Origin of the sequence: Peredibacter sp. HCB2-198 (assembly GCF_045999315.1) — a bacterium.
Lineage (GTDB): Bacteria > Bdellovibrionota > Bacteriovoracia > Bacteriovoracales > Bacteriovoracaceae > Peredibacter.
This window is the reverse complement of sequence record NZ_CP174607.1, coordinates 3,414,467-3,441,446: the sequence shown is the minus strand read 5'-3', so window position 1 is coordinate 3,441,446 and position 26,980 is coordinate 3,414,467. Positions and strand designations below refer to the sequence as shown.

Here is a 26,980-nt window from a genome sequence, read left to right as displayed (position 1 = left end):
TAAAAGGACCAAGAAATGAGCGAAACGACTCAGACCCAGACACTTGAACAAACTCTTAATAAGACCGATCTAGGTCACGTGCTGTATGAAAACCGCAAGATTTTCTTCGGAATCATCGTGGCAATCCTAGTTGCTGTAACTGGTTTTCTTGCTTGGAAAAAAACTCAGCACCATTCAGCGATGGACAACTCAGTTAAGGTTTTCGAATTCCAGTCTGGTATCTGGTCCGATGTAAAGGCCAATAAAACTGGTGTTCCTGAACTGGTGAAGGCTTTCGAAGGTCTGGACGAAGATGTTCGTACTGCTCCAGTGATGCTTCCAGTGGTTCTTGAAATGGGTAAATATCTTTACGAGAAAGGTAACTACGCTGAGGCGGAGGCGATTCTCTCTAAGGCCGGCAAAAGTGGTCATCCAGTTGCCTCTTTCTTCGTGAGCATGCAAAGAGCTGTGGTTCTTGAAAAGCTAGGAAAAGTTGATGAGGCCATCGCGGTTCTTGAGCCTCTAGCACAGGCCAAAGAGGCCCTCATGCCAGCGAAGGTTTCTCTTGAACTTGGCCGTCTTTATCTAGCAAAAGGCGAGAAGGCAAAAGCTCAGACTCAATTTGATTATGTGATCAACACGTTCCCAAATGATGATCAAGCGAAACTTGCTAAACTTTACCTTTCTCAATTAGCTCAATAATGAAATATCTCGTTTTACTTCTTCTTGTGGCAGCATGTGGTTCTTTCAAACCGCATGCTCCTGAGAAACCAACTCGTGTCTTTAATGTCAGCTGGTCCAAAAATTTAGATGCTGAATACGTGTCAGGAAACCTCGCCATTGGTCTAGGTGCCCCCCGTATCTTTAACGACATTGTGTATATGGGAAGCCTTGATGGTGTGATGACCGCCTATGACCTTGAGTCGGGTCGCGTGCTGTGGAAGCACAATGAGAAGACGCCACTCGGTGGACCGGTAGAGTTTTTTAAAGATCATGTGGCCTATGGTGGATTGTCGGGACGTTTGTTCGTTCGTCATTATCTAACCGGCCAGCTTAAGTACGCCATTGATCTAGGGGCGCCAGTTGAAAGTGCTCCGCTTTACTTTAATGATCGCATGATCATTTATCTGCGTGGCCACCAGATTGTTCATATGGACGCTGAGACTGGAAAGATCCTTTGGGTTTATAAGCGCGCAGTTCCTGTTACAACAACCCTTCAAAGAACCACTAAGCCTTTGGTGCTTGGAAATAAAATCATCGTAGGATTTGCTGATGGGTTCGTAGGGGCACTTTCTATTGAGGAAGGTCTTCTTCTTTGGGAAACCAAACTGGTTGAGCAGTCGAAGTTTGTGGACGTTGATCTCAATCCACTCTTAGTTGGTGGAGTGGTAGTGACTGGTTCACCTTCTGGTGAATTAAAGGCAGTGAACCCTGACAGTGGCGCATTGTTCAGAAGCTATGGCGTTAGTGTCGCGGCCCATCCATTACTTAAAGGTGAGCAGCTTGTTCTTGGCACCAACGACGGTGAAGTTGTTCTGATGAGCGTCGGGGGAGAGATCCTGAAGCGCGTGAAAGTTTCTAAACAGCCGGTGAGTGCTGTAGGTTGGTGGAAAGATAATATTATTGCTGCGAGTTTTGATGGATACCTGCGCGCCATTGATCCACTGACATTAAAAATCGTGGATGAGTTTGCGATGGGCTATGACTACTCAGCGGTGTTTTCAGACCTGGTTATTACGGATGAATATATGGCCATCTATTCATCAAGAAATCGTTTGTATCTCTTTCATTAATTTCTCTTCATCTAAAATAATATAACTTCTGCTTCTTGCCTTTGCTTTTCAATCGCTTCAGGGTTTACCATGAAGAGATTGAAAACAAAGGATTTCACGATGAAATTACATTTTGCTTTTTCGCTTCTCGCTCTATCAGCGTCTGCTATGGCAAATATCAAGATTCAGGAAGAACTCTATGTCCCAGGGAAAAATCCTGAAATCGTTAAAGAGTTAGTCGACACCGGCTCAGTCATTATTGATCACGTAACATCAGAAGGTTTTGAGCTTTATGGTTCAAAGGGACTTTCTCGTTACCTGGATCAGAAAAACATTGTTCATTTGGACATGAAAGAGATCAATGACAAGGCCCTTGCTGATTATCCGACTTCTGTTCAAGTAGGACAAAAACTTCAAGATCTGGCCCGCAGATTTCCAAACATCATGCGCCTTTTTAGTATCGGAAAGTCCGTCAGAGGGAAGGACCTTTGGGTGATGAAAATTTCTGATAATCCGGCGGCAGATGAAGTAGAACCGGAATTTAAATATATCTCTTCTATGCATGGAGATGAGATCACAGGACGTGAGCTCACGGTTGCTCTTATTGAAGAGATCGGTCAGAAGTATGGCCGGGATCCAGAGTTAACTGAACTTGTAAATAACACGGAACTCTTTATCATGCCTTCCATGAATCCAGATGGCAGTGATATGAGACAACGTGCGAACGCCAACTACGTTGATCTTAACCGTAACTTCCCGGACATGACTCGTGATACACAAAGTTCTCCGAACGGTCGCCAGATTGAAAACCAGGCCGTAATGGCGTTCCAGGCCTCTCGTCAGTTTTCGCTTTCTGCGAATTTTCACGGCGGGACCATTGTCGCGAACTATCCTTGGGACTCGAAGTACGATCTTCACCCTCTGAATGATTTCGTAAAAGAGCTTTCAGTTGAATACGCTGAACTCAATCCAGAGATGAGAAGCTCAGATGAGTTTCCTCAAGGTGTGACGAACGGGGCCGCTTGGTACATCGTTCGTGGTGGTATGCAAGACTGGAGCTATGTATGGCACAATGATCTTCAGATTACTGTGGAACTTTCCCACCAGAAGTGGCCTTCGTATTCAGAGATTCCTGAGTTCTATAGAAACAATCGTGATTCAATGGTTCACTTCATGAAGCAAATTCACCGTGGAGCGGGCTTTAAAATCTCTCGTCCCAATGTTCAAGGTGTCGTGAATATCAGAAACGGAAACCGCGATATGGGGAACTTCTCATTTAAGGGATCTGAGTTCTACAAAGTCATGCCAGAAGGGGACTACACTTTTACGGTGCAAGAAAAGAACGCCACTCCGAAGGTTCTTAATCTCAGAGTTCAGCGTGATATGATCCGTCCAAACGGAAACTACGTTCAGCTTAACTAAGACCTAATTTCTTGATGTAATCAAATTCTTCGCGGGTAACTGGCAAAATCGAAAGCCGGTTACCTCGTTGAAGAAGTCTCATGTTCTCGAGCTTCTTGTGCTTCTTCAATTCTTCCAGGGCCACATGATGGTCTAAATCCATTTCAAAAGTTACATCCACCAGGAACCAGCGAGGGTTTTCTTTCGTTGATTTCGGATCATAATACTCGGATTTTGAGTCGAATTGAGTAGAGTCAGGATAGGGTTTAGAACCAACCTTTGCAATTCCGGCCACTCCTGGGATCTCACAACTTGAATGGTAGAAAAGAATAAGGTCACCCACCTGCATTTCATCTCTCATGAAATTACGTGCTTGGTAGTTTCTCACTCCATTCCAGGGTTCAGTTTTCTTGGGACGTTTTTTCAAATCGTCGAAAGAGAAGACATCAGGTTCAGATTTCATTAGCCAGTAGTTCATATAAACATATTGGACAAAAAATGACGGTTAATCAAGTTCCTCGTGGGATTGTCGAATAGTGTTCTTGCGAGGTGGACTATGAAAAACATGATTCTTGGTCTTTTAGTTGTAGGCTCAGTCGGCTGCTCACATTTTAAAGAGGCGCCTAAGACGGTTGAGTTCCCATATGCAGCGGAACTTCTTCAGAAAGTACAACAAGGGACTATGAGGTCACCTGCTTCGATTGAACTAGAGGCGGAAGAACAACCATCTCCACGTCGAGTTTATTTCAGTGCTCTCTATCAGCAGTATCTAACTTTGGGCCAACATTTGAATAAAAAATCTGACATTCAGTTTTGCCCGGCCTTCCATCATGACAAGATTCAAACTGATTCGAGTATCGTTCCTAAGGTAACGTTGTATCCGGCCTCTCAGATTGAGGAAGAGGGGAAAGACTTCTTTCCGGAGCTTGCCTTCAGTAAGAAGTTTTCTCTTCGCGACTATCACGGTGTGATTAAGGGAGAGTTAGAAATTCTCTGTGAGGAAGGTGTTTCAGATAACTATTACAAGTTTGATAACCTAGTGACTCATTATGCTGGGAAAAAGTCGTTCCATACGAAGCCTGATGCCATGAGATCAGTTCTTAAAATTCCGGTGTTCGCGAATTTTTATCTAGTGAAAATGCTCGAGATTCCGGGCCTAAAACTTGAGTCTCCGGAAGAAAAGCGCTTCATTAAGCTCACTCAGACCTATTGGTTTGAAAAGTATGTGACAGAAGCAAGCCGTATGAGAAATAATTTTATTAAGAACAAGATGGTTCAGAGGTAACAAATGAAACTTGCCGTTCTTTCTTTGGCAGTATTGGCCTTTGCTTGTGGAAAATACGAAGGCGTTGTTCCTGGTAGTTCGCTTGGGCAATCACGCTCGTTTCAACCAATTGTGGCCGATTCGACCCTTTTAAATAACGTGACAAGCATTTGCAGTGCCCTGACTCAGAAAAATAGCATCTTAAATTCGGCCGTGAATTCTGTTCATAATTTCGATGCTTCACAAACCAACTGTGATGGGACCATGCTCTCTACCGGAATTGTGAAAACCACCATTCAAAACATTGGCAGCGAGTATCAGTTTAGAAAAGATGATGGAACGTCATTTATTTTTCCAAATGTCGAAACGAACACTTCGGGAATCATGAGTTCATTTTGTTCAAACCTTTCAAACCTTCAGAACCAAACAGTAAGTAGTGATAATATCGTAACTTCTATTACGACTTCTGGAATCAGCAGTGCTGATTGTTCGCCGGTTGCGGGGGAGATTTGTGTTTTGATTGAAACCGGTCCTCTTTCTGGGACTGCTTTTACAGTGACCACTCAGGAATGGATCCGTTTCCGTGTCAGCAATTCTACCGGCCAGAAAATCGGATTCTTTACTCAAAGAAAGAAAGTTTCACGATCTTTTTGTGGAACTAATCAATCCATCGAGTACCGCGCGACCCTTAAATAATCTAGTTGCCGACCCTTTTTAAAAAAAGGGACAATTTAAATACATTTTAAATTGTATGGAGGCAATTATGATGAAGTTCATCCTTGTGGCCCTTTTTATCGTGGCCGGCTGTAACAGCGACACTGATAAAGAAATCATTGGAAAAGAAGTAAGAAGCTTTGATCCTATCTCTGTAGACGATCCTCAAACTCTTTCGCGCATTAATGCTATTTGTAGCGCTCTTCTTTATAAGGAAGGCATGCTGAATATCCTGACTTCAACCGAATACACTTTTGCTTATTCTCAGAAGGAATGTGGTACGTCTGCAGGAATTCCAAAAAATGTCAGAGTGGCCATTCAGGACACAGGTTCTGCTTATATCTTTAAATCAGTAAACGGTGAGGCCTTTGGCCTTAGTAACGTTGAGACGGCAAACTCTGGTCTTATGAAAGAGATTTGTCAAAACAGAACGGCCCTCACTAATCCAATGCAAAGTGCATCTGGTGCTATTTGGTTTAGCACAACTCCGGCCAATGTAGATTGTGAAAACGAGAACGATGCCTTCTGTATTCAAGTTGAGCGCGGCTCACCTCATGACGGCAACAGCTATATCGTTCACACTAAAGAGTGGATGAAAGTAAAACTTGTTGGAACGAATCGTGGTTTCTTTACGGATCGTAAAGTTGTTTCATCTGCTAATTGTAATAACGGCGAATCAATCGAAAGAAGAGCGATTCTTAAATAACACAACCCTGGTGCATCTTCACCACCACGGTCTTCTTTGAATCTTCATCCCACACAGATTTACAATACTCGACCCCGAAAATTTTCGGGGCGAGTTTTTTTGTGTCCTTGGGACAAGTGACGTTTTCTTTTTTGTCTTCCCATTCCGTAAGCTTGGACATATCGAGGCCCTCCACTTTCCAGTCACCATTCTCTGAAACTTTTAGTGGATAGAAGAAGCCATCTTCTTCTTTGAGAACATACATTTCTTTGTTCTTTAGAAAGAGTGGTTGATCAGTCAGAGGGAGATAATAGGTCTTGGCCCCTTCCGGATAATATACAATCACTGGCTGAGGGATCAAAAGTTCTTCCGTTGGAACTTCAATTTGAGTTTGATCTCTCCAAACCACCGCCTTCTCTTTACTGAGTGACTTTACAAAAGCGATGCCACGAAGGACTTTTTGATTTGGATCCTTAGGGTTGTGGTCCTTGCAAGGAGAGTTAAAAAGCAGAGGTTTAAAACCTTGCTGAGATTTTTGATAGGTATAAAACTCTACCGGAATGCCGTATTTCGCGCGAAAGAGTTCCACGAATTGAGGCTTTTTGGTCGTTTCGACCTTATCTTCTTGGACTTTTTCAATGAGTTCTTTCCAGCGAGTAAGCTGTAACCCCATGACCTGGTCACATTCCGAATTTTCCAAGCAGCCCTTAAACTGATGATCGAAATCCTCGACACTTTTGGGGTTAGGGATCACCTGAATCTGTCGCGGAGCTTGCGCAAACACAGAAAGTGATAGAAAAAACAGTAAATAAGATACATGCATGTGTGACTCACCGTTTTCAATTGAACTTTTTTATTATAAGCTCAACCGAATTGTTAATTTAGGAGGATTTCATGAAAAAGTTAAAAAAGTCGCGCCCAGCGAAGAAAGCGTCTAAGAATAAGAAGAGCGGACTAAAGCTTAAGCGTCTTGCTCGTAAGAAGAAGCTTCTTAAGAACCACAAGAAATAAGAATTTCCATTCTTAGTTTTCAATAAAAGGGCCCTCTCATAGAGGGCCTTTTTATTTTGCACAAAGTAAAGTTCGCGAAATTAGTTATTGTGTCAAATCGCTGACAAAGAAAAATACTAGATATAGTAATTTGTGTTTGACGGGTTGTTGATTTGACAGGTTTAATAGATTTATTAACTCCTTATTTTATAAAGAGCTTTAATTTCCTGCACACACACACAAAGCCTCCGAATGGAGGCTTTTTTTATTTCCAGCTTCCAAATATTTAACAAAATATTCTTTATTTAATGTTGATTCTTGGGGTCAGTCATCATCCACTGCTCAAAACGGACCGAAAATAGGGCATGGGTTTCAAGAAATTGATGATTGTCTTCGCAGGCTGTTTGTCATTTTCTGCATATGCGGAGACTCTAAGTTATTCTGGCCGATTAGTGAATGCGGATGGTTCTCCTGTTGCAGGTTCAGTTTCACTTCTTTTTGAATTGGCCTACTCAAATTCGACAAATTTAATTAAATGCAAGGACACAGTTTCTGGAGTGAACCTCACTAATGGTGTGTTTCATGTTTCACTTAATTTTAATTGTTCCATGTCAGGAAAAACTTTTGATGAAGTGATGGCAGAAATTCCCTCGGGGGATTCACTTGCAATTCGAGTCACGAATGGAAGTAAAGTTTATTCCTTTCAATCCATTCACTCAGTGCCGTCTGCAAAACTTGCTCATGGTCTTTCAAAATTAAATGCCAATCCCAATGAAGTGCTAACCTGGACCGGAGTAAAGTGGGAACCTAAACCGATTGCTACGGGTGGAGTCACCGAAATTTTTACGGGTTCTGGTTTGTCTGGTGGGCCTATTTCAAATTCGGGAACTATTTCTATTGCGAGTGGTGGAGTCACTGATTCACATCTTGCGAGTGGAATTGCGAGAGCAAAACTCGCTAATGGAACACCTAATTACGTTATAGTTAATGATAGTTCTGGTGCTATGACTGAAGTGGGGCAACTTACTTTAGTGAATGGGGGTACTGGTGCAAACACTGCGAGCGGTGCTCGAACAAATCTGGGGCTAGGTTCGAGTGCGACCGCCAATATTGGAGTGGGAGCAGGAACAGTTCTTTCAGGAGATGTTCCTAACTGTTTATCAACTCAAAAACTTCACATGAATTTAGGGCCCATGACTTGGTCATGTGAAGATGCTGTTGCGGATGGTTCAATTGTTGATGCTGATGTGTCCCCAGGAGCTGCAATTGCTCAATCAAAAATTGCAAATTTAACCAATGATCTCGCGAATAAGCAGAACGTAATTCCTCTGGGAACCTCCGCTCAGTATTTTCGTGGAGACCATTCTTTGCAGCCATTAGATGCAGCAGTGAGAAGTACCACTCTCACGGGATTAAGCACGACTCCAGGCACGGTTACTGACTCTGACTCCATGTTGGCGGCGATAGGGAAGTTAGTCGGAAATCTCGCCAACTATCTTTTGAAGTCTGGCGGCACCATGACGGGTGCCATTGATATGGGAAATAACAAGATTACAAATCTTGGGACACCAACATCTTCTACCGATGCTGCCACTAAAGTTTATGTAGATGGAAAATGGGTCACCAGTGGAAGCAACATCTATAGTGGAGTTTCAGGAAACGTAGGAATTGGAACCTCTGTTCCGGGTTATAAACTGTCAGTTCTAGGTACAATTGAATCCAGTGCTGGAGGATTTAGATTTCCAGATGGAACAACCCAAACTACTGCTGCTGCGATGACTGGGGTCGTGATTTTGAGTTTAAATGGTTATGCCTATCCACCTCCTGCAACTCCAAATACTGCATCAAGTGTTTTAACAGGTGAAATGGCAGGTCCTGTGGCCATTAAAAGTTTAATTTCCGGAGACGTTACCTTTACTCCTCCGGCAACAGGAAAGTATTTGATTGAAGTTGATATAACCATCACAGCTACTGGGGCAGGTAACGTGCAATTAGGTTTTGGTCTTGCAGGTGGTTTTGCAACTAACATGGCCCCTGTTGTGAATGTGGCAAATGGATCAATAACTCGTTACAGATCAGTCCGTATGGTAAGTGGTGGGTCTGCGGCCTTGAGTTTTATGACTGGACCTAACCATGCTAATGCCAATGTCAGCTTCAATAACGCTGGCAGTACCATCAAATTTTACCGACTGGAATAATCTTCCTTTTCTAAATTCTTGATTTTCCAGCCATCCTTTGGAGCACCTTAATTTGTAAAGATCGCTTTAATTTCCTCTGAAGCAGTGTCGATAAGTCTCTGTAACTTCATATAAGGAACAGGGGAATGAAGTTTTCTGTATTAGGACTCCTAACAGTCATCAGTTTAATTTCGGCCGCCCAAGCTGAATCGTTAAGTTATTCCGGAAGACTTGTGAACGCCAATGGATCACCGGTGGCAGGGCCAGTGAAGTTAAAATTTGATCTCGCGAGCACCGGCGATACGAACACTATTCTTTGCACTCAAGAAATTGATCCCGTTAATCTCACGAACGGTGTGTTCCATGTGAAGCTTGAATTAGATTGTGGAACTCCAACGCTTTCCCAAGTTTTGGCCTCTATTACTTCACCAAATACTCCGGCCATTCGGGTGACAAATGTAGATGCAGGAAAGGTCTATTCTTTTCAGGAGCTTCATTCAGTTCCTTCTGCACAGGTGGCCCATGGTCTTTCAAAATTAAATGCAAGCAATAATGAAGTTCTCACTTGGACCGGATCGAAATGGGAGCCCAAACCTATTATCGGTGCTACAGGTGGTACAGTCACAGATATCACCGCTGGTTCAGGGCTCTCAGGTGGAACAATCATAAAATCAGGCACCATTGCCATCGCCAATGGAGGAGTGACTGATTCTCATCTTGCGGGAAGTATCTCTCGTTCTAAATTAGCTAACGGCACTCCTAACTATGTCATTGCCAATGATGGTACGGGAGTGATGAGTGAATTGGCATTTCTTGGAATCACTCAAGGTGGTACGGGTGCGAACAATGCGGCCGATGCTAGAACAAATCTGGGCCTAAATGCTTTGGCCTCATTGACACCGGGACTGTATTGGAATCAGGCCCTCTCAGGTGATCTAAATTCATGCCTCGGTACTGATAAATTAACTCTCACTGCCGGGCCAACTGTTACCTTTGCTTGTGTCCCTGACGTCTCAGTTGATAATTCAAAACTTCCACTCATTGGTGGGACGATGAGTGGCAATATCGACATGGGAACAAATAGGATCACCAACCTCGGGGCACCTTCGGCGCTGACTGATGCTGCCACAAAAAACTATGTGGACACTGTTGTGAGTGGATCAACTTCATGGGCCACATCAGGAACGAACATCTATAACAGTAATAGTGGTAACGTGGGAATTGGCGCCACTAACCCGGTTCAAAAACTTCATGTGACGGGAAAAGTTATTGTGAAACCAGATGGTGGGACACCGAATACTCCGACCACAGATGCAGTAGCTTCATTTGATAGAGAAGTGGGACCGGTCGCCATTAACTTATTTACTTCAACCAGCAACACCGCCTCAGTTTATTTTGGTGACACATCTTCCATCTCTTCTGGGGCCATTAAGTATTTTGTTCATTCGGGAGTTCCTACAAATCAAGTGATGGACTTTTATGTGAACAATACAAAAAACATGTCGATCACGGGAACTGGAACTGTAGATATTCAGACGATCCTTCGATTGAAATCTGATAATACAAAATATGTTACGTTACGGGCCCCGGCCTCACTGGCCAATGATCTTATGATGAGTTTACCGGGAACTGCCGGTTCATCAGGACAAGCGCTCATTACTGACGGATCTGGAAATTTATCATGGGCCACTGTCGCCACCGGAACAACTGCAGTTGGCGGAGATATCACGGGAACTATTAGTAATGCTCAAATCGTGGCCGGTTCCATTGTTGATGCTGATATTTCCGCGAGCGCGGGAATTGCTCAGTCAAAAATTAATGGTCTCTCAACGAGCTTTGATGGGAAAGAAAATCTTATTACTGCAGGAACCACCGCCCAATATTGGCGAGGGGACAAGTCTTGGCAGACGCTTAACACAGCCGCTGTTCCTGAACTAACAAATCTTTATTATACAGATGCAAGAGTAAGGGCCGCTCCTTTAACTGGACTTTCTTCAACACCGGGAGTGGTTTCTGCTACCGACACAGTTCTTCAAGCGATTGGAAAACTAACCGGTAACCAATCTGGATTCGTGGCCAAAACCGGGGACACTATGAGTGGTCCCCTTGCTATGAGTAACCAAAAAATCACAGGTCTCGGAGCTCCAACTGCCGCCACAGATGCTGCCACAAAAACTTACGTTGATTCGAAGGCCACTCAATGGATCACAACTGGCAGTGATATCTATTACAACTTAGGTAATGTGGGAGTAGGAACCACAACTCCACTGACAACGTTACATGTGAACTCGGCCACTAATACCGTACTGAGAGTTTCAGCAGGCAGTACCACTCGAGATACGCAAATTGAATTTATGCGTGGGACTTCTGGTACATGGTTCGGTCCTTCCGCTGGTGGAACATTGGATCTTTGGACGGTAGAAAATATTCCGATGCTCTTTGCGGTCAACGATGACGAGAAAATGCGCATTAGTGCGAACGGAAATGTTGGTATCGGAACGGACACTCCGGCCGCAGAACTTCATGTCGCTGATTCAACCGATAGTCAGGCCTATGTGAGAATTGATAGTGCGCGCTCGGTGAACGGTGCTTCAACTGCCGTGATAGAAATGAACGCGACCGCTTCTCCAGCTCCTGTAGATAAAAAGAACTTCCAAATCATGAACGTTAACGGAACCACTGGTAACCAACTAACGGTCATGGCCACCAATGATAACCTTACCCAGAAAGGAAAACGTATGACCATCACTCATGATGGTGATGTGGCGATTGGTGCGACCACGGCTCCTGCTGCAAAACTAGAAGTAGAGGGCGGAGTAAAAATTGGGAACGACGCCGGAACTTGTGATTCATCCAAGCAAGGAACCATGAGATTTGTGGGAGGAAACTTCCAAGGTTGTGATGGAACTTCATGGGTCACCATGGGCTCATCAACTCCGGCGGGACAAGTCGCAACTTATGCCATGACCTCTTGTCCATCTGGCTGGATCAAGGCCAATGGGACAGCAGTTTCAAGAACCACATATGCTGGTTTGTTCGCGGCCATTGGAACAACCTGGGGAGCAGGTGACGGATCAACGACTTTTAATCTACCAGATCTTCGCGGTGAATTCGTGAGAGGTTGGGATGATGGTCGTGGAGTAGATACTGGTCGGGCGATCGCAAGTGCCCAGGCCGATGATACGAGATCTCATACTCACGGTGCCTCAGCTTCAGCTGTAGGAGATCACGCTCACAGTGGTACGACATCAACTAATGGGAACCACGCTCACTCAGGTTGGACTTCTGTTGATGGTTGGCACGGACACTCCATTAATGCTCTTTATCCTTGGGACAGCACTGTTCTTACAACTAACGACTGGTCTACTGATGCTCTTTTAGGGACGGATAATGCTCCAGGTGGTAACGGTTTTAGAAGTACCAATCAAGGAACCGACGGGAATGGTAATCACTCCCATACCGTTGCTATGAATGGGGCCGGTGATCACGCTCACACATTCAATACCAGTGCGGCCGGCGCTCACTCACATACCATCACTGTGAATGCAGTTGGCGGGACTGAGACCCGCCCTCGAAACAAGGCCCTGCTTTATTGTATCAAGCTTTGATTTTCATGTTCGATTGAAGATCTAATCACTACTTATTCTTAAGCGAACTACGAATGTCTTTCTTCATTTGAACGCGTTTTTTAGCGTTATCAAAACGACGGTGATCATCTTCTGTCTCTGGTTTAAGCTCAGGCACCACAATCGGGCGACCAAGATCATCCAGGGCCACAAACGTCAAATAGGCACGAGTAGTAGTGCGAGATTCACCCGTATAAGGATTTTCCGACGTCACTTTTACACCCACAATCATTGAAGTTTTACCAACATAATTCAGCGAGGCCTGAATCAAAACGTGGTAGCCCATTTTAATCGGAGCGAGAAAATCAATATCATCAATATGGGCCGTTACAACCGGACGTCCACAGTGACGAGCGGCAACCATGGCCGCGGCAATATCAATCCAACTCATCACAGTTCCCCCGAAAACAGTTCCGTGGTTGTTGGTGTGATTGGGCATGACCATTTCGCGCATTTCAATGGCAGTTTCAGCGGGAGTCTTAGCTTGAATTTTCATAATTTCCTAATCGTTACAGTAGAGGTGATGGTTCCATCTAAAACCATCTGTGAACGGTGCATATCCAGTCGTCTCAGTCTTACCGGCATTGGAGTGCTGACCGCTATCGTTAGATGAATCTACGATATTATACATCTTTTGTGTAAGGTTTGTCTCTGATCCTTGTGGCTCAGGTTCAAAGCTACCAAAAGCACCACCCTGACGGACTTTACCAGTTGAGCAGTAGGCGATACCTAGTTCACGGATCTTATCGTTAACTGTTGCACTGAGAAGAGGCTCACCTGTTAGGTCCGAGAAATCCTCATCCACCAGACCACCACCAGGTTGCTCAGTACCTCGACCTTCGTTTGAAACGAAACGGTTAAAGTACACCATGAGGTTGGCACCAGGAGGAAGGGCACAAGTGTAGGCCGTGCCTGATTCACCCTGTGCTACGCCGAAACCAGAACAGCATTTTGCAGCACTTGTGACGGTCTTACCAAGTGGAGTACAACACTTGAAATCGTTCTGTGAGAAGACCGGTTCATTCAGAAGCGCTTTGAAGTTTGTACGACGAACATCACTCATAAACGAGATGTTGTTAGGAATGAAGTCGTTGTATTTAGCAATCGTTGATTTAAAGATTCCAGGAACGATTCTGTCTGAATTGTCATTACAGTAAAGTGGTTCGTACGTAATTTGAGGAATACCACTTAGTTCAAGACGACCGAGACGACGTAGGTAATAGCTATTGGTGCCCGGATGCGTACGATTAATATTAGCTAGTCCAGCACCAGCAGTTTGAATATCGAATGCCACACCAACTCGGCCACTGGCAAACACTCCTGCACGAGCAGCAACTTTAAGAACTCTTGAAGTCGGGTTGTAGCTGTAACCGCAGTTACCTGGTCCTGGGTATGGAGTTGTCGGAATTGCCGGATTAAAGGCGACATCTTTGGCACATGCTGTAGTCGCGCCGTTTGAGTTCTCTAGCCTGATATTGAGCGTGTTGCTCGCATATAAATCATCAAAGGCCCGACGAGAGACGAAGCTTGGAATTTTAATGACGATATTACGTCGAGCAGTTCCAGAAGTGTTGCCATAGTCCACTATGACTGCTGGATCACCATCAGCACTTCTTGGCTTAAAGAAGTTATCAATGTTGGTGCCTGTATGCACAGAATTGAGTGTATTGATGGATGCCGTATTATAATCATTACCAACAGTATATGTCGGAGCAGTGTCTGTTGAGGAATTTGTAATCGTGAACATGGCACAAGAACCCGCAACACCATCTCTGTCTTTACAGTAATCACCATAGTCCTGAGCGACCAGAGTCGCAACATCTGTGGCGTTGTTATATTCGGCCGCTAGATCCTGAGAAGAAGTGAGAAGCGGAGTACGTGAATTGATACAACGGAAGTTGGCCACATCCATATAGACGCGATCACGACGTGTCCAATCGTTACCACCATCAGAGAATTTTCTGATCCAGCCACCGCCACAACAGCTTTCAGAGTTGGCCTCGCCAAGTGTTCTCCATTGTTTTGGAGTCATGACGTTTGCCCCTTGAGAACTGGTCGTGATGGTACCGGCACCGTTTCTATCCTGGAAGGCCGAAAGAATAGGACGATCAGCGGTTCCTAGATTTTCTACTGTCGCCAGTCTTGAGTAGCGTTTCGCATCGTTTGGAGCGAGACCCGGTTGTAGAGACATTTTTAGGCCGGCCGATTTTGCATCATAGGCCGCACCTTGAGTTGCAGTAGGAATGTCAGCTGTATACGTAGTAAGATCGCTTCCGATTTCGCGACAACAACGGTTCTTTGACATATCGTAATTCTTGAAGGCCTCGGTATTAGATGAAAGTGGTTTTGGTTCTAATTGTCCGCAAACCAGATACTCTGTGTAATAGCTCTTCTCAGCTTCATTACCAAAGAAACTCGTCACAAAGTAATCCACCTGAGAAGCATGCATTTTGTTCGGAGTACAATCTAGGTCTGTGTGACAGACTGCCCCCGCACGTCTTAAACAAGCGTCTCTCACCATGGTTGGATCAGTGATGATTTGAGAGTTAAGAGGTTTCGCCTCAATATTTCTAAATGGAGAATAAGGAAGTAAATTGTCGGCCGATAGTCCGAGGTTGGCGGTGGCCGCAAGAGATTCAAGGCCACAAGCGTTTTGGTTTGTGGCGCGACCATTGTAGCCAGCGCTTAAAGTAGCGTTTGCAAAGAGTTCATAGTTACCGTCAGCTCCAATAACTGGACAAGATGAATGACGGTATGACGTAAAGAGAGTCGAGTTACAGCTACCAATCTGGCTGATAAAGTCAGCACGACGAGAGGAGTCCGCTGTTAGATGTTGATTAAATGGATTTCCATAAGTCGCTTGGTTAGCGGCCGTAGGAAGTGCCTTACCAGGCTGACAAAGTCCTGTGTTACTTGAACCCAGGGCCTCCATGGAAACCATGTTTTCAATAAGGGTTGAACGAACACCGGCCGGAAGAGAAGTTGTGTCTCCTGAGGCCACATAAGAAAGGGGACGGCCCAGAACGTTTGCGTCTTTACCAAAAAGGTGGTTACGAGCAACCGGGATATCTTCCAGAGCAGCGGCATAACGGGCGACTTTAGAGTTAAAAAGTCCTGATTGGTTGACGTTGGCGCAGAAGAAATTCGGCGCACAAGTCATGAGCTTTCTCTTATTCAGATCAGTGCCCGAGATGGTTCCAGAATTTACAATACAAAGAGCACCGGCCCCACGATACACACAGCGCTTGCTGCTTGAAGAAGGAAGGCGTTTTTGTTGCAGAATTTGATCAATCGTTGTTGACGTTGATGAGGCCGCGATTTCTACCGCTTCAGAGCTAAAGCTTGGCCAGTTTGTTTTAACGTCACGAATATCGGCACAAGCATATTCCCAACCAAGTTTTGTCACACAATCCGTGTCCGTTTCACACATGTGATACTTCTGACAGTTACCGGCCTCGTTCTGATAAGGATGAGACTGGTGATATTGTGGATCGTAGTCAACTTGGGCGGCCTGGGTAATACCATCGTAAGCATAAATGCCCACTTGGTGAATGGTAGGAGAGGCCACGTCGGCAAAAGGAGCATTGATGGCCAAGAAAAGTTTCTTCGATGTCGATTTTACAATACGACCTTTACCGATCGCAAACCAGGTCACTCCATCAAATGAACCAATCAGCGCACCTTTATTAAAGCCGTACCAGTCACGCTGATAACCGTTAATAAAAAGGGCCGCCTGAGTTTGAAGGCGGTTTAATCTCTGATCTTGAGTCGAAGATTTTGCTGAGTGAGAAAATGGGATCATGGTTGGTGGTAGCCAACAAGCACGTCCAAAAATAGTATCTTCGTAGTTACCACCGGTAGTGTTGGTTGAGAAAGCATCACGCTCAGTGGTGTGGCCCACGGCCTGAAGACCAACTCCGAATCCGGTATTAGGATAAGCGGTAAATGAACTTAGCCACGAGTCCTTAGCACAGCTTGGACAAGGAGTGTAGTAACCCGAAGTTGTAGAGATAAAGTAGACCTGGTCCAATTCAACCGCCACGGTTTTGGCCGGAAGAGTTTTATCTAATAAAACACTCATTGGCCCAAGAATGGCGTTCATACTGAAGTTCTGTTGATTCGGAAGAACTTTTCCTTCATCCAGGTATTCAAAGGCGTCGCCTTCCTGAACGAAAGTGCTGGTCATGGTTGGAACTTTTTCAACTCCTGTCGAATCAAAGAAGCGGTGAGGAGCTGAACGAGAGTTCAACGACACTGTTTGAGCGGCCGGAACAGTCGGTACATTTGTCGGAGGAGTATAACAGTCAATACTTGTCGGTTCACCTAAAGTGTCTCTTGTCACAACCTGATACTCATAGGCCGGACAACTTGTAATCATGTCCGAGAGATCGGTCTTGGCACATCCGCAAGTTGTATAAAGACGCTTCATCACATTTTGGAAATACATCTCCTGAGACGAATCACCCGAAGCGGTCAAACAATCTGTTGTTCCTGTATAAGAGCGCGAGAGAAGCTCGTTGTGGAAAGGCGTTGTTGTTGCTTGTGCCTTGATATGTTCCACACAACGATAATCTTTTTTTAGTTTTTGGAAGGCCTCATCATAACCACCGCCAGTTGAACCACCAGATGTTGTAGGTGTTGGTGGAACGTAAGTTCCGCAGATGTAGTAGAGCTGAGGATAATTTAAATAAGCGAGAGGATTTTGAAGTCTTTCCGCTTCTGCCGTTTGTAGAAGAGTTGGATATTGAATAGAGGCCGAAGGTCTGGTTGCCCCATCTTTCACACACTGATTATCCAAGCAACAGTCAAAGCCACGGGCCTGGCAATCTGAGTTTGAACAAGTTCCTGCGCCACCACCAGTTGAATAGTTGGGATCAACTTGAAGAGCGAGTGGAGAAGTTGCAATTAAGTTCGTTGGAACTTCATCCAGATAAGATGTTCCTTTTTGGAAGAGTCTCACCTTCGTTGCCATCAGCATGCTGGTACAAGTTGGACATAGAAGACTTGGATCGTATTTGTAACCAGACGGTGAGGATGTATCGACAACGTAGTCACCATTACTGTCTTTTACGCGAATGGCCCCATTACAAATTGTCGATGAGTTGGTGACGTCCTGAAAATCCACACGCAGAACTCTGACGGTACGTTTTTCATTGAAGTCATAATATGAAATCGGGACCACTCTAGAACGCAGTTCAAGAGGGACACCACCTAGAGTATAGCTACTGACTAAACAGTAATTAGCATTAGTAAAATTGAAGCTGTTTGAAAGATAGCTCTCAACCGGAGTTCCAACCAGATAAGCATTGTTTAAGTTAGAAACATTAATGGTGATTGAAGTTGAAACGGTTCCGAGGTAGTTCCACTTGGTTGTGATAGGAGCAGTTGATCCCCCACCAGTGCTTCCACCGGTTGAACCACCTGTGGTGGTTGATCCTGATAAGTTACCGCGTGTAACCTGAGACTCAGGCATACACGAAACCAGGAAAAATAAAGTTAAAATGAGGAATCTAACATCCATGCTAGTAGTGGTCTCCCATTCCTTTTTCGGAGTTTCATATTGTTAGCTTTATTTTAGCAGGGGTAGGGAATTAATTGCCTAAGATAATTAACCCTTTGAATCTATTGGTTATCAGATGGTAGGAGTCGGAAATGGCGCCAAATTTTTTTGGCTATTTTCCAAAGTAGGTCGGATAGCTCGAGGCCTTTAGGGCCGTGTATGAACCAAGACTCGAAGGCGTGGAAGAGAAGGCGGTATAAGGTGTATAACCCGGCGTAGGCATATAGTAGCCATAGGCCCCGTAGTAGCGGGCATTGAACATGATGGTATCAGCGATCCCCATTGGGCCACGTCCACCATTATAAGGCCCATAATTGTATGGGTAAGGTGAGGTCGTAGGAAGGACTCCGCGATTTGGGTTGTATGAGCGAAGAAGCTCGTTAAGAATTTGAGTACCGCCTTGAATCCAGGCATCTCTTTCTTTGGCAGCGGCGTTTCCGCCATCTGGTGCAGTTACCGGGCCATCGACATCTTCTTTTTTATGGTTGTCCGTCTTCACGATGTTAGAAGTCGTATCATTGAAGAAAGCACAGAGGCGCTCTTCGGCTTTTTTCTTTTTCTCACTCTCATCTTCGCAGAGTTTTTGTACTTCAGTCTCTGCTTCAGATTTAGGAGTGTAGACGAGGGAGATGTCCATCATGGCATTCGAAAGAAAATTGGCCTCTCTCGAGATTTTATCTTCCGGATCACAGAATTCAATTAGACTGTCGGCCACGTCACATTTCTGAGTGCCCCATTTTAGAAGAGCAAAGTTACGATAGGCCATAAGGTCTTTGTTCTCAAAACCAATTCTTTCTTTCAGAAGATTGAGTTGTAGAATCTTGTCTTGAACATCGGCCTTTTCAGCGTTCAGTTCTTTTAAGCAGCCTTCAGTTAAAATACCTTTGGTTTTCACTTCATCAAGACAAGAGTCCCCGACATTGGCGAGTTTATTTTCGTACTTGATAGAAACACCAAGTGGCCCAAGAAGTCCGGAGATGTGGGCCTTTGCGTCCCCTGTAAGCTGGTCTTTGATTTTGTTCTCAAGGACAAAGTGACAAGACAGGGCCTTCTCGTAGCTGTCTTTTGCCAGATTACAATCATTCAGATCGAGTTGTTCGAATTTAATTTTTGATTTATCCAAATCCGCCCAGGCGATAGAGATTTTACTTTGAATCTCATACTGCTGGCGACGTCGGGCATCTTCTAATAAAAAGCGAAAGCGATCAGAGGCAAATTGTGATTTAAATTGATCTTTCGCCAGACCTAGATCTTCCACGAAAGAAAGACCATCGGCATTTTCAAATTCATTGAGATTCTGAATGACTTTAAGTTCAGGACGAGAAAGTTTTTGATTCTTATCCAGCTTATCAAAGCCCGCATTCATCTCCATCTGCATTTGCGTGAATGAATAGGCCGACTCTTCAGGGGCGACGTTCTTTCTCTTGATAGAAAGCATCTTTTGCCATTTTTGAATCTGAGTGGCGTTTGGTTCTGCTTGAGAGATGAGACCATTAATCTCTTTGACCGCGTCCTGATTAGGAGCGAAGAGCTTTGGATCTACGCAGGCATCAATGACATTTGCTTCTTGTTTATTTTTACAAAGTTCTTTAACGGCATTTTTAAAGTCCGTTGGATTATTACGTTTGTCCTGTGGAATCTTTTTCAGCTCAGCAAGAAATGGAGTTCCCTCTTTAGTGTGACTTGAGAGGAGAAGTTCCAGTGACTGGGCCGTATTGAGATTGTTAACGAAAGTATTTCCGGCCGTACGAGCGACCGCTTGATTCTTATCACCGGTGCCGGTCTTAGAGTCTTTGATGGTATTTTTCAGCTTATCAATACCAGTAAGAATGGCCTCTTGGTTTTTAAGGGTCTCAAGTTGGGCCTCAATTACAGATAAGCTTGAACACTTATTCTCTTCAATCAATTGCGTGTTTTTTAGAGGGATATTGGAGCCCAGATCTTCTAGCTTGAGACTTCGGCATTCAGTTCCCGGGGAACGAACAAACTTCTTTTGCAGATCTTTTTCATAGCCTTGAATGTAGCGACCAAGCTCCTGACACGTCGGGGGCGAGTCTGCAAAAGCGAAAGGAATAAGGGCTAAAAAGACCAAAAAGTTCATACCTTTCTATTTTCGGATAGATGGAGGTAGATATTTAGTACTTTATTCCAAACGTCGGTTAATCTTTTGATTTTAGGTTCTTAAGTTTCACTTTCTCTGGAGAAAGTAAGGCGAGGTTAACTCATTAGCCGTGACCAGAACTCATGAAAACTTCATCGTAGTTAATGAATTTCTGAGAGCCGCCCAAAGACAAGAAATAATCCTCAGCAATCTTCATGCATTCATCAACTGTTTGAGTGGCAAAGATTTGTCCGCGCATGGCCGCTGCATGAGGGAAGCCGGCCGCGAACCACACGACAAGTTTACGAAGCTGAACCAGCACTGTTCTTTCTTCATCGAAGGCCTCTGAACAGTAGTGATGAAGACGTTGAATGACTTCCCAGTAATCAGCGCCGCTGAAGACTGAGCGTTTTTGAGAAGCGTAGGTTGGATCAAGAGACTCTAAGAAAATAAATGGGTTTCTAAGAGCACCACGAGCGATCATGAGAGCATCACAACCAGTTTTCTGAAGACGTTCTGAAACACCATAGGGGTGATGAAGGTCACCGTTACCGATAAGAGGGATCTTCTTATCTTCATTCAGAGTTTCAATGAAGTCCCAGTTCGCAAGACCCGTGTACTGTTGAGTACGAGTACGACCGTGAATCGCCACCCACTCAATCCCAGAGTTGTGGGCGATATTGATGATCTCTTTAGCGTTTAAAGAATTGGCGTCCCAACCCGTTCTGATTTTAATCGAGAGCGGAACTTTCATGCGTGAGCGCATTTTTTCAAAAAGAGGAGCAAGCTTTTGCACTTCTTTCATCATCGCCGAACCGCCGCCCTTACTTACGACCTTCGTCACTGGACAACCCATGTTGATGTCCAAAAACTTTGGCCCGTAACTTTCTGCTACTTCGGCGGCCTTTGCCATTGAATCGGCGTCTTCACCGAAAAGTTGGATCCCCACGTTTCTTTCACGGGGGTGAATTTTGAGCATATCGAGGGTGCGCGCATTTCCGTAATTGATCCCGTGGCAAGAAATAAGCTCAGACACCGTTCCACCAGCGCCCAGGTCTTCCATCAATACGCGAAAAGGAATGTTACAAATGCCGGCCATGGGGGCCAGGATCAATTTGTTATCAAAGTCGATTCGACCCAGCTTAATAGGTTTGGCGTGAGACTTAAAAGACTCAATTTTCTGAGACAACTCAGCACTAAAAGGACGGGGATGATTCATGGTGGTATTTGTACAGGGGGCCTTTATGGTTGTAAATATGTGGGGGAAGCTATTAAAATCTTTTCCTATATGAAACACATAGTTTTTGACTGCGACGGTACCTTAATTGATACCTCAGGGTCTAAATATAAACTCTTTCCCGGCATTAAAGAGCTTTTAGCGGAACTCTCGCCTCACTGTTTGCTGTATGTTTGGACCGCCCGTGGGCGCTCTTCAACACTCCGCATACTGGAGGAATTAGGTGTTTATTCCTATTTTGATAGATTCTGCTGCGTCGACGATGCTTTTCCAAAGCCACATGTGGCCGGTCTCATTGATCTAGTCGGTAAGGCCCCGAAGCACTCGATCTGTGTGATTGGAGACAGCTCGGGCGACATGCTGGGAGCTAAAAACTTTGGTGTTATGGGAATTGGGGCCATGTGGAACAGAGATGTGGAGATGCATTATTTGAAGGACGCGGGAGCGGATTTCATAGTGTCTCATCCTTCCGAATGTAGTATCCTCATCCAGCAAAATCTTAAGGCGGAGTAGATCATGTTTGATAATCTAAGTGAAAAGTTCTCGGACGCGTTTAAAGCATTACGCGGGAAAAATAAGATCTCCGAAGAAAATATCGAAGAGACACTTAAAGGTGTTAAGACCGCTCTACTTGAAGCGGACGTTAACTTCAAAGTTGTTAAAGAGTTCGTTGAAAAAGTTAAGGCCGAAGCTCTTGGCGAAAAAGTTCTTCGTGGTGTTGAACCAGGCCAGCAGTTCGTAAAAATCATGCACGATGAGCTCGCAAAGCTCATGGGTAGCGAATCAGAGGGTCTAAATCTTAACCGTCCACCAGTGATGCCTATTCTTATCGTAGGTCTTAACGGTGCCGGTAAAACGACTTTCGCCGGTAAGCTTGCGCTTTACCTTCGTAACAAAAATAAAAAAGACGTTCTTCTTATTCCTGCGGATAACTTCCGTCCAGCCGCTAAGGATCAGCTTATCACTCACGCCAAAAATCTGGGCGTTGATTACTTTGATTCTGATCTTTCTATGAAACCAGTGGACATCGTTCGCGCGGGTCTAGAACACGCCAAAAAACTTCATAAAGAAATCGCGATTATTGATACGGCCGGGCGTCTTCAAGTTGATGAAGAGTTAATGGGCCAGTTGGTGGATGTTCGTAAGTCTCTTGATAATCCAGAAGTTCTGATCGTAGCGGATGCTATGACCGGACAAGAAGCGGTGAACGTAGCGAAAGTTTTCCATGAGAAAGTGGGGCTCACGGGTGCGGTTCTCTCAAAAATGGATTCAGACGCCCGCGGTGGTGCTGCACTCTCAATCCGTTACGTAACGGGTGTACCTATTAAGTTTATCTCGGTGGGCGAGAAGATGAAGGACCTTGAGGCCTTTCATCCAGATCGTCTGGCGAAACGTATTCTTGATATGGGTGACGTTCTTTCACTGGTAGAAAAAGCGGAAGAAGCGATCAACCAAGAAGATGCCATGGGGATGATGGCGAACCTTGAAAAAGGTAAGTTCACGATCAACGATTTCGTTAAGCAAATGGAGACGATTAATCGTCTGGGTTCATTTGGTTCAATTCTTAAAATGATTCCTGGTATGGGAGGGGCCCTTCGTCAGATGGGTGACTTAAGTCCGGCCGAGAATGAAATGAAGAAAATGAAGGTCATCATCAACTCGATGACTAAAAAAGAGCGCGAAGACGTGGATCTGATTGATGGATCTCGCCGTAAACGTATCGCTGCCGGTTCTGGCCGCTCGGTTCAGGAAGTGAACCAATTCATCGAACGCTTCGGGCAGATGCGTCAGATGATGGTGGGAATGATGGGCATGATGAAAGGTGGCGGGCTGCCAAATATCCCGGGAATGGGTCCAGTAAAAGGGTTTAGACAGGCCCCGCAGGCCCAAAACCAGCAGATGTTTGGGGGTGGCGAGAAGAAGGGACCGAAAAAAGGTCAATTCGGGAAGAAGTATTTCTAAGACGTTAGGGGTAAAACTTTTGACTTTACCCCTAGCATGATTTATAAATTCTAAAAATTTTTCGTGAATCTATAGGAGATTTCCAAATGGTAAAAATTAGAATGGCCCGTGGTGGTCGCAAAAACCGTCCTGTTTATACGATCGTTGCTACAAATTCTCGTAGCCCGCGTGATGGCCAATTCCTTGAAAAATTAGGCCAATACGACCCTAAAGCTACTGAAGCTATCAAATTTGTGAACGTTGAAGGCATTAAGTCTTGGTTATCTAAAGGTGCTCAACTTTCTGATACTGTAAGAACTTTGCTCAAAAACAACAATATTAAGTTATAATGTTGTTAACCCGGGGCTCGTAACCGGGGAGAAACCTTTCCAGTAGAGGGTAGTTATGAGCAGCGAATTGAAGACACTGATTGAGTTCGTATCAAAAGCACTAGTGGACATGCCAGATCGAGTTGAAGTCAACGAGATCGAAGGCGAGCAGACCACAGTCATTGAGCTGAAGGTAGATAAATCTGACCTCGGTAAAGTGATTGGTAAACAAGGTCGAACTGCTAGAGCACTTAGAACCATTCTTAATGCGGCCTCGACCAAGTTAAGGAAACGTTCGGTACTCGAGATCATCGAGTAGATTCGTTTTAAAAGTTTTAAAACTTCTGACCCCAATTTATCTCTCAAAAGATAGATTGGGGTTTTTGCGTATTCTGTGGAACTTATGAAGAAAGAAGATCTGGTTAAACTCGCTTTCGTCGCTCACCCTCATGGCATCAAGGGGGAAGCTGAGATTCGTCTCATTAATGATAATCCAGAGGAATCCATTCTGGATGACGAGATGAAGGTGTGGCTCTTTCCTTCAAGCCCTAAATCAAAAATCAAAGCAACCGGTGAAGAGTGGACCATTCAGAAGATTCGCTTTGGAAACAAAGTGATCTGTCAATTTGAGGGTGTTAAAGACCGCACTCACTTAGAAAGCCTTATCCCATTTGAAATCTATCTTGATCGTGAATCATTTCCGGAGCCAGAGGAAGACGAGATCTATCTCGTAGATCTGGTTGATATGGACGTAGTGAACCAAGAAGGCGAGAAGGTCGGAAAACTTGAGAGCTTCTCGGACAATGGCATGCAGTATCTTTTCGATGTTCGCATGGATACAGGAGAAGTCGTGACTCTGCCCTATGTGGACGCGTTCTTTCCTGAGATCGACATGGAAGCGAAACAAATCACGATGATCATGCCGGAGTATACTGAGTGATTCGAAAAATCTGGATTCTCACTCTCTTTCCAGAATATTTTAAACCGCTCCTAGAGTGCGGTATCTCTGGCTCAGCTTTTAGAGGTGAGCGCTCAGATGGCAATTTTAAATTTGAAGTTAAGTTCGTTAATATTCGCGACTATTCCACCACCAAGTACAAAAGTGTCGATGATACTCCTTTCGGTGGAGGCCCAGGGATGGTCATGCGCGCGGACATCCTAAGAGATGCTCTGGTGAAAGGTGTACAAGAGACGGGCAACTACGCTTCTTTGGAAGATCTGCATGTGATCTATACTTCTCCTCGTGGAAAAGTTTGGAACAATAAAGTCGCCCGCGATTTCGGAACGCAAATCCTCGCTCATCCAAGTAAAGATGTGGTCTTTATCTGCGGCCGTTATGAAGGAGTGGATGAACGTTTCTTGGAAAAGTATGTGAATGACTATTACTCTCTGGGGGACTTTGTTCTGACCGGTGGAGAGCTTGCGGTCATGACCATGCTTGATTCAGCGGTACGATTCGTTCCTGGAATTCTTGGTAACAAACTTTCATCTGAATATGATTCATTTGAAGACGGATTAATTGAGTATCCTCAGTACACGAAACCCCGAGAGTTTGAAGGAATGGAAGTTCCGCAAATCCTTCTCGATGGCCACCATAAAAAAATCGGTGAGTGGCAACACGAGCAAAAAAAGGCGATGACTCTTAAGTGGCGTCCAGATCTAATGAGTGATCGGAAGTCTGACGGTAAAGGTTGATCCTTGATTGACCTCACTCTCGACGGTAATTTCTCCACCGTGATCTTCTAGAATTTTACTTACCACATAGAGACCCAAACCCATTCCGCCATAGTTTTTATAATCATGGGCCCGTTCAAAGCGACGGAAGATTCGTGCCTGATCGGCCCGTGAAATTCCAAGACCGTGGTCTTTGACAGAAAAAACCGCCATGGCGTTCTCTACGTGTACATCAACTTCAATCAATTTGCCTTCACCAAATCTAATGGCATTTAAGATCAGGTTTCTTACCACCTGGCCAATTCGTTCTCCGTCCCAGTCGCCCCAGATTGTATTCGCGCAGTTAAATTTTATTTCTCCCTTAGAACTTAGGCGTAAGAGATTCACATTATCTTGAACAATTTTACAAAGCTCAGTTCTGGACTTTTGATGAGAGAACTGACCCAAATGAATTCGGGACACATCCAATAAGTTATCAATAAGTTTTGAAAAATCATTTAATTGATTTTTTGCTTTATCGAGCATCTGATCAACCTGCGGTGACTGGCCCTTGATGTACTTACTTAGGAGATTCAATTGAAGACCCAAAGGAGTCAGAGGCGTTCTTAGTTCGTGGGCAGAAATGGCGATAAATTCATCTCTTAGATTTAGCTGGTGAGTGAGATCACTCAAAAGCTGAATGTTTTGTAAAGAAATGGAAGTTGTGTCGGCAAGGGACTCTAAAATCCGAACTTCTTCTTGAGTTGCCTCGTGAGGTTTTGCCCAATAGGTTCCAATAGCACCAATTGGGTTTTCTTTACGAATTGGAATCATCACCATACTTTTTACGAATGTTGGCCGATAGGCATCTACCGGGACTCTTGAGTCTTTGTAGATATCAGGAATGATCACATTCTGTTTGTTGAGCATGGCCCAGCCACTGACACAGGCCCTGAGTGGGAATCGAAGGCCTTTCCAAAGAGGCGTAATGGCGTCTTCATCTACGTAATAACATTTATCACCGTCACGAAGGACAAAGGTCGCACCATCTGAGCCCGTTAATTCTCTCGCTGCATGCCGGATGATATCAACAATCGACTGTAGATCACGGGCCAGAGAAAGTTTTTGAATGACCTGCACTAGTTTTTCAGAAATTTCACTTTGCTGGACAACATTCATTTGCAAGCCCCATTAGTTCTTCCATGTCCAATGGTTTACTTAGGTGACCTCGGGCCTTGATGTCTTCGGCCTTATCCACGAAGGCAGAACAAATCACAATAGGAATCTGTCCCATCATGGCGTCCTTTTCAACGATCTTCGCAAATTCCCAACCGCTCATAACTGGCATCATGAGATCGAGTAAAATCAGACAGGGTTTATCATTAATTTGGAGGAGGGCCAAAGCTTCTTTACCATTTCCGGCGACCCTTACTTCATAGCCTTCAAATTCAAGATATGCTTTTAATGCCTCTCGGATATTGGGATCGTCATCGACAATGAGGATTCTTTTACACTGGTTCATTCTTCCCCCTTATGAGCATTTTATCACTC

General features: G+C 44.6%; 22 protein-coding genes. 14 read left to right on the top strand and 8 right to left on the bottom strand.

Annotated features, from left to right (window positions below):
* Nucleotides 1–15: 15 nt before the first annotated feature.
* From ACJVC5_RS17320 to ACJVC5_RS17310, 3 genes are all read left to right on the top strand, one after another.
* Entirely contained in the window at nucleotides 16–681 is a 666-nt protein-coding gene (locus ACJVC5_RS17320; RefSeq protein WP_408096799.1) for a tetratricopeptide repeat protein, read from the top strand.
* Nucleotides 681–1,772: a PQQ-binding-like beta-propeller repeat protein gene (locus tag ACJVC5_RS17315; RefSeq protein ID WP_408096798.1), complete on the top strand. Its 1,092-nt coding sequence runs from the start codon at nucleotides 681–683 to the stop codon at nucleotides 1,770–1,772. Before ACJVC5_RS17320 ends, ACJVC5_RS17315 begins: the two co-directional genes overlap by 1 nt.
* A gap of 99 nt (nucleotides 1,773–1,871) precedes the next feature.
* Nucleotides 1,872–3,173 (top strand): M14 family zinc carboxypeptidase, encoded by a 1,302-nt coding sequence (locus tag ACJVC5_RS17310; RefSeq protein ID WP_408096797.1) that lies wholly within the window; start codon nucleotides 1,872–1,874, stop codon nucleotides 3,171–3,173.
* Here the strand turns inward: ACJVC5_RS17310 and ACJVC5_RS17305 are convergent.
* Nucleotides 3,166–3,630: an EVE domain-containing protein gene (locus ACJVC5_RS17305; RefSeq protein WP_408096796.1), complete on the bottom strand. Its 465-nt coding sequence runs from the start codon at nucleotides 3,628–3,630 to the stop codon at nucleotides 3,166–3,168. The two genes, ACJVC5_RS17310 and ACJVC5_RS17305, sit on opposite strands and share 8 nt — an antisense overlap.
* 78 nt (nucleotides 3,631–3,708) lie before the next feature.
* On the opposite strand from ACJVC5_RS17305, the gene ACJVC5_RS17300 reads away from it, so the two are divergent.
* The 3 genes from ACJVC5_RS17300 to ACJVC5_RS17290 all read left to right on the top strand — a co-directional run bounded on the left by ACJVC5_RS17300 (nucleotide 3,709) and on the right by ACJVC5_RS17290 (nucleotide 5,836).
* Nucleotides 3,709–4,437 (top strand): hypothetical protein, encoded by a 729-nt coding sequence (locus ACJVC5_RS17300; RefSeq protein ID WP_408096795.1) that lies wholly within the window; start codon nucleotides 3,709–3,711, stop codon nucleotides 4,435–4,437.
* 3 nt (nucleotides 4,438–4,440) lie between these two features.
* Nucleotides 4,441–5,112, top strand: a complete 672-nt coding sequence (locus tag ACJVC5_RS17295; protein ID WP_408096794.1) for a hypothetical protein — start codon at nucleotides 4,441–4,443, stop codon at nucleotides 5,110–5,112.
* A 67-nt stretch (nucleotides 5,113–5,179) separates the two neighbouring features.
* Nucleotides 5,180–5,836, top strand: a complete 657-nt coding sequence (locus tag ACJVC5_RS17290; RefSeq protein WP_408096793.1) for a hypothetical protein — start codon at nucleotides 5,180–5,182, stop codon at nucleotides 5,834–5,836.
* Here the strand turns inward: ACJVC5_RS17290 and ACJVC5_RS17285 are convergent.
* A complete protein-coding gene (locus tag ACJVC5_RS17285; RefSeq protein ID WP_408096792.1) occupies nucleotides 5,829–6,638 on the bottom strand; it encodes a hypothetical protein in 810 nt (269 codons plus the stop codon). The genes ACJVC5_RS17290 and ACJVC5_RS17285 overlap by 8 nt on opposite strands.
* Before the next feature lie 532 nt (nucleotides 6,639–7,170).
* Between ACJVC5_RS17285 and ACJVC5_RS17280 the strand changes: the two genes are divergently transcribed.
* Together ACJVC5_RS17280 and ACJVC5_RS17275 are read left to right on the top strand one after the other, a co-directional pair.
* Nucleotides 7,171–9,003 (top strand): hypothetical protein, encoded by a 1,833-nt coding sequence (locus ACJVC5_RS17280; RefSeq protein ID WP_408096791.1) that lies wholly within the window; start codon nucleotides 7,171–7,173, stop codon nucleotides 9,001–9,003.
* Between the two features lie 125 nt (nucleotides 9,004–9,128).
* Nucleotides 9,129–12,590, top strand: a complete 3,462-nt coding sequence (locus tag ACJVC5_RS17275) for a tail fiber protein (protein ID WP_408096790.1) — start codon at nucleotides 9,129–9,131, stop codon at nucleotides 12,588–12,590.
* A gap of 28 nt (nucleotides 12,591–12,618) precedes the next feature.
* Here ACJVC5_RS17275 and ACJVC5_RS17270 read toward each other — a convergent pair whose 3' ends face one another.
* From ACJVC5_RS17270 to ACJVC5_RS17255, 4 genes are all read right to left on the bottom strand, one after another.
* Nucleotides 12,619–13,104: an acyl-CoA thioesterase gene (locus ACJVC5_RS17270; protein WP_408096789.1), complete on the bottom strand. Its 486-nt coding sequence runs from the start codon at nucleotides 13,102–13,104 to the stop codon at nucleotides 12,619–12,621.
* A 6-nt stretch (nucleotides 13,105–13,110) separates the two neighbouring features.
* The gene (locus ACJVC5_RS17265) at nucleotides 13,111–18,129 is read right to left on the bottom strand and encodes a hypothetical protein (protein WP_408096788.1); all 5,019 of its coding nucleotides are present in this window, start codon (nucleotides 18,127–18,129) and stop codon (nucleotides 13,111–13,113) included.
* Nucleotides 18,130–18,280: 151 nt separating this feature from the next.
* Entirely contained in the window at nucleotides 18,281–20,269 is a 1,989-nt protein-coding gene (locus ACJVC5_RS17260; RefSeq protein ID WP_408096787.1) for a hypothetical protein, read from the bottom strand.
* Nucleotides 20,270–20,393: 124 nt separating this feature from the next.
* Nucleotides 20,394–21,488, bottom strand: a complete 1,095-nt coding sequence (locus ACJVC5_RS17255; protein WP_408096786.1) for a tRNA dihydrouridine synthase — start codon at nucleotides 21,486–21,488, stop codon at nucleotides 20,394–20,396.
* Nucleotides 21,489–21,557: 69 nt separating this feature from the next.
* Here ACJVC5_RS17255 and ACJVC5_RS17250 point away from each other — a divergent pair, with 69 nt between their 5' ends.
* From ACJVC5_RS17250 to trmD, 6 genes are all read left to right on the top strand, one after another.
* Nucleotides 21,558–22,019 carry an HAD family hydrolase gene (locus ACJVC5_RS17250; protein ID WP_408096785.1) on the top strand — a complete coding sequence of 154 codons (462 nt, stop codon included), beginning with the start codon at nucleotides 21,558–21,560 and terminating at the stop codon, nucleotides 22,017–22,019.
* Between the two features lie 3 nt (nucleotides 22,020–22,022).
* A complete protein-coding gene (ffh, locus tag ACJVC5_RS17245; RefSeq protein ID WP_408096784.1) occupies nucleotides 22,023–23,468 on the top strand; it encodes a signal recognition particle protein in 1,446 nt (481 codons plus the stop codon).
* Between the two features lie 86 nt (nucleotides 23,469–23,554).
* A complete protein-coding gene (gene rpsP / locus ACJVC5_RS17240; RefSeq protein WP_408096783.1) occupies nucleotides 23,555–23,797 on the top strand; it encodes a 30S ribosomal protein S16 in 243 nt (80 codons plus the stop codon).
* A gap of 55 nt (nucleotides 23,798–23,852) precedes the next feature.
* Complete coding sequence (locus ACJVC5_RS17235) at nucleotides 23,853–24,095, top strand: KH domain-containing protein (protein ID WP_321391128.1); 243 nt, start codon at nucleotides 23,853–23,855, stop codon at nucleotides 24,093–24,095.
* 84 nt (nucleotides 24,096–24,179) lie between these two features.
* On the top strand, nucleotides 24,180–24,716 hold the full coding sequence (gene rimM, locus ACJVC5_RS17230; RefSeq protein ID WP_408096782.1) for a ribosome maturation factor RimM: 537 nt from the start codon (nucleotides 24,180–24,182) through the stop codon (nucleotides 24,714–24,716).
* The gene (gene trmD / locus ACJVC5_RS17225; protein ID WP_408096781.1) at nucleotides 24,713–25,471 is read left to right on the top strand and encodes a tRNA (guanosine(37)-N1)-methyltransferase TrmD; all 759 of its coding nucleotides are present in this window, start codon (nucleotides 24,713–24,715) and stop codon (nucleotides 25,469–25,471) included. The genes rimM and trmD overlap by 4 nt, the downstream gene beginning before the upstream one ends.
* On the opposite strand, the gene ACJVC5_RS17220 is transcribed toward trmD, so the two are convergent.
* Together ACJVC5_RS17220 and ACJVC5_RS17215 are read right to left on the bottom strand one after the other, a co-directional pair.
* Nucleotides 25,436–26,608, bottom strand: a complete 1,173-nt coding sequence (locus ACJVC5_RS17220) for an ATP-binding protein (RefSeq protein ID WP_408096780.1) — start codon at nucleotides 26,606–26,608, stop codon at nucleotides 25,436–25,438. The genes trmD and ACJVC5_RS17220 overlap by 36 nt on opposite strands.
* Nucleotides 26,586–26,951 carry a response regulator gene (locus ACJVC5_RS17215; RefSeq protein ID WP_408096779.1) on the bottom strand — a complete coding sequence of 122 codons (366 nt, stop codon included), beginning with the start codon at nucleotides 26,949–26,951 and terminating at the stop codon, nucleotides 26,586–26,588. The genes ACJVC5_RS17220 and ACJVC5_RS17215 overlap by 23 nt, the downstream gene beginning before the upstream one ends.
* Nucleotides 26,952–26,980: the final 29 nt, after the last annotated feature.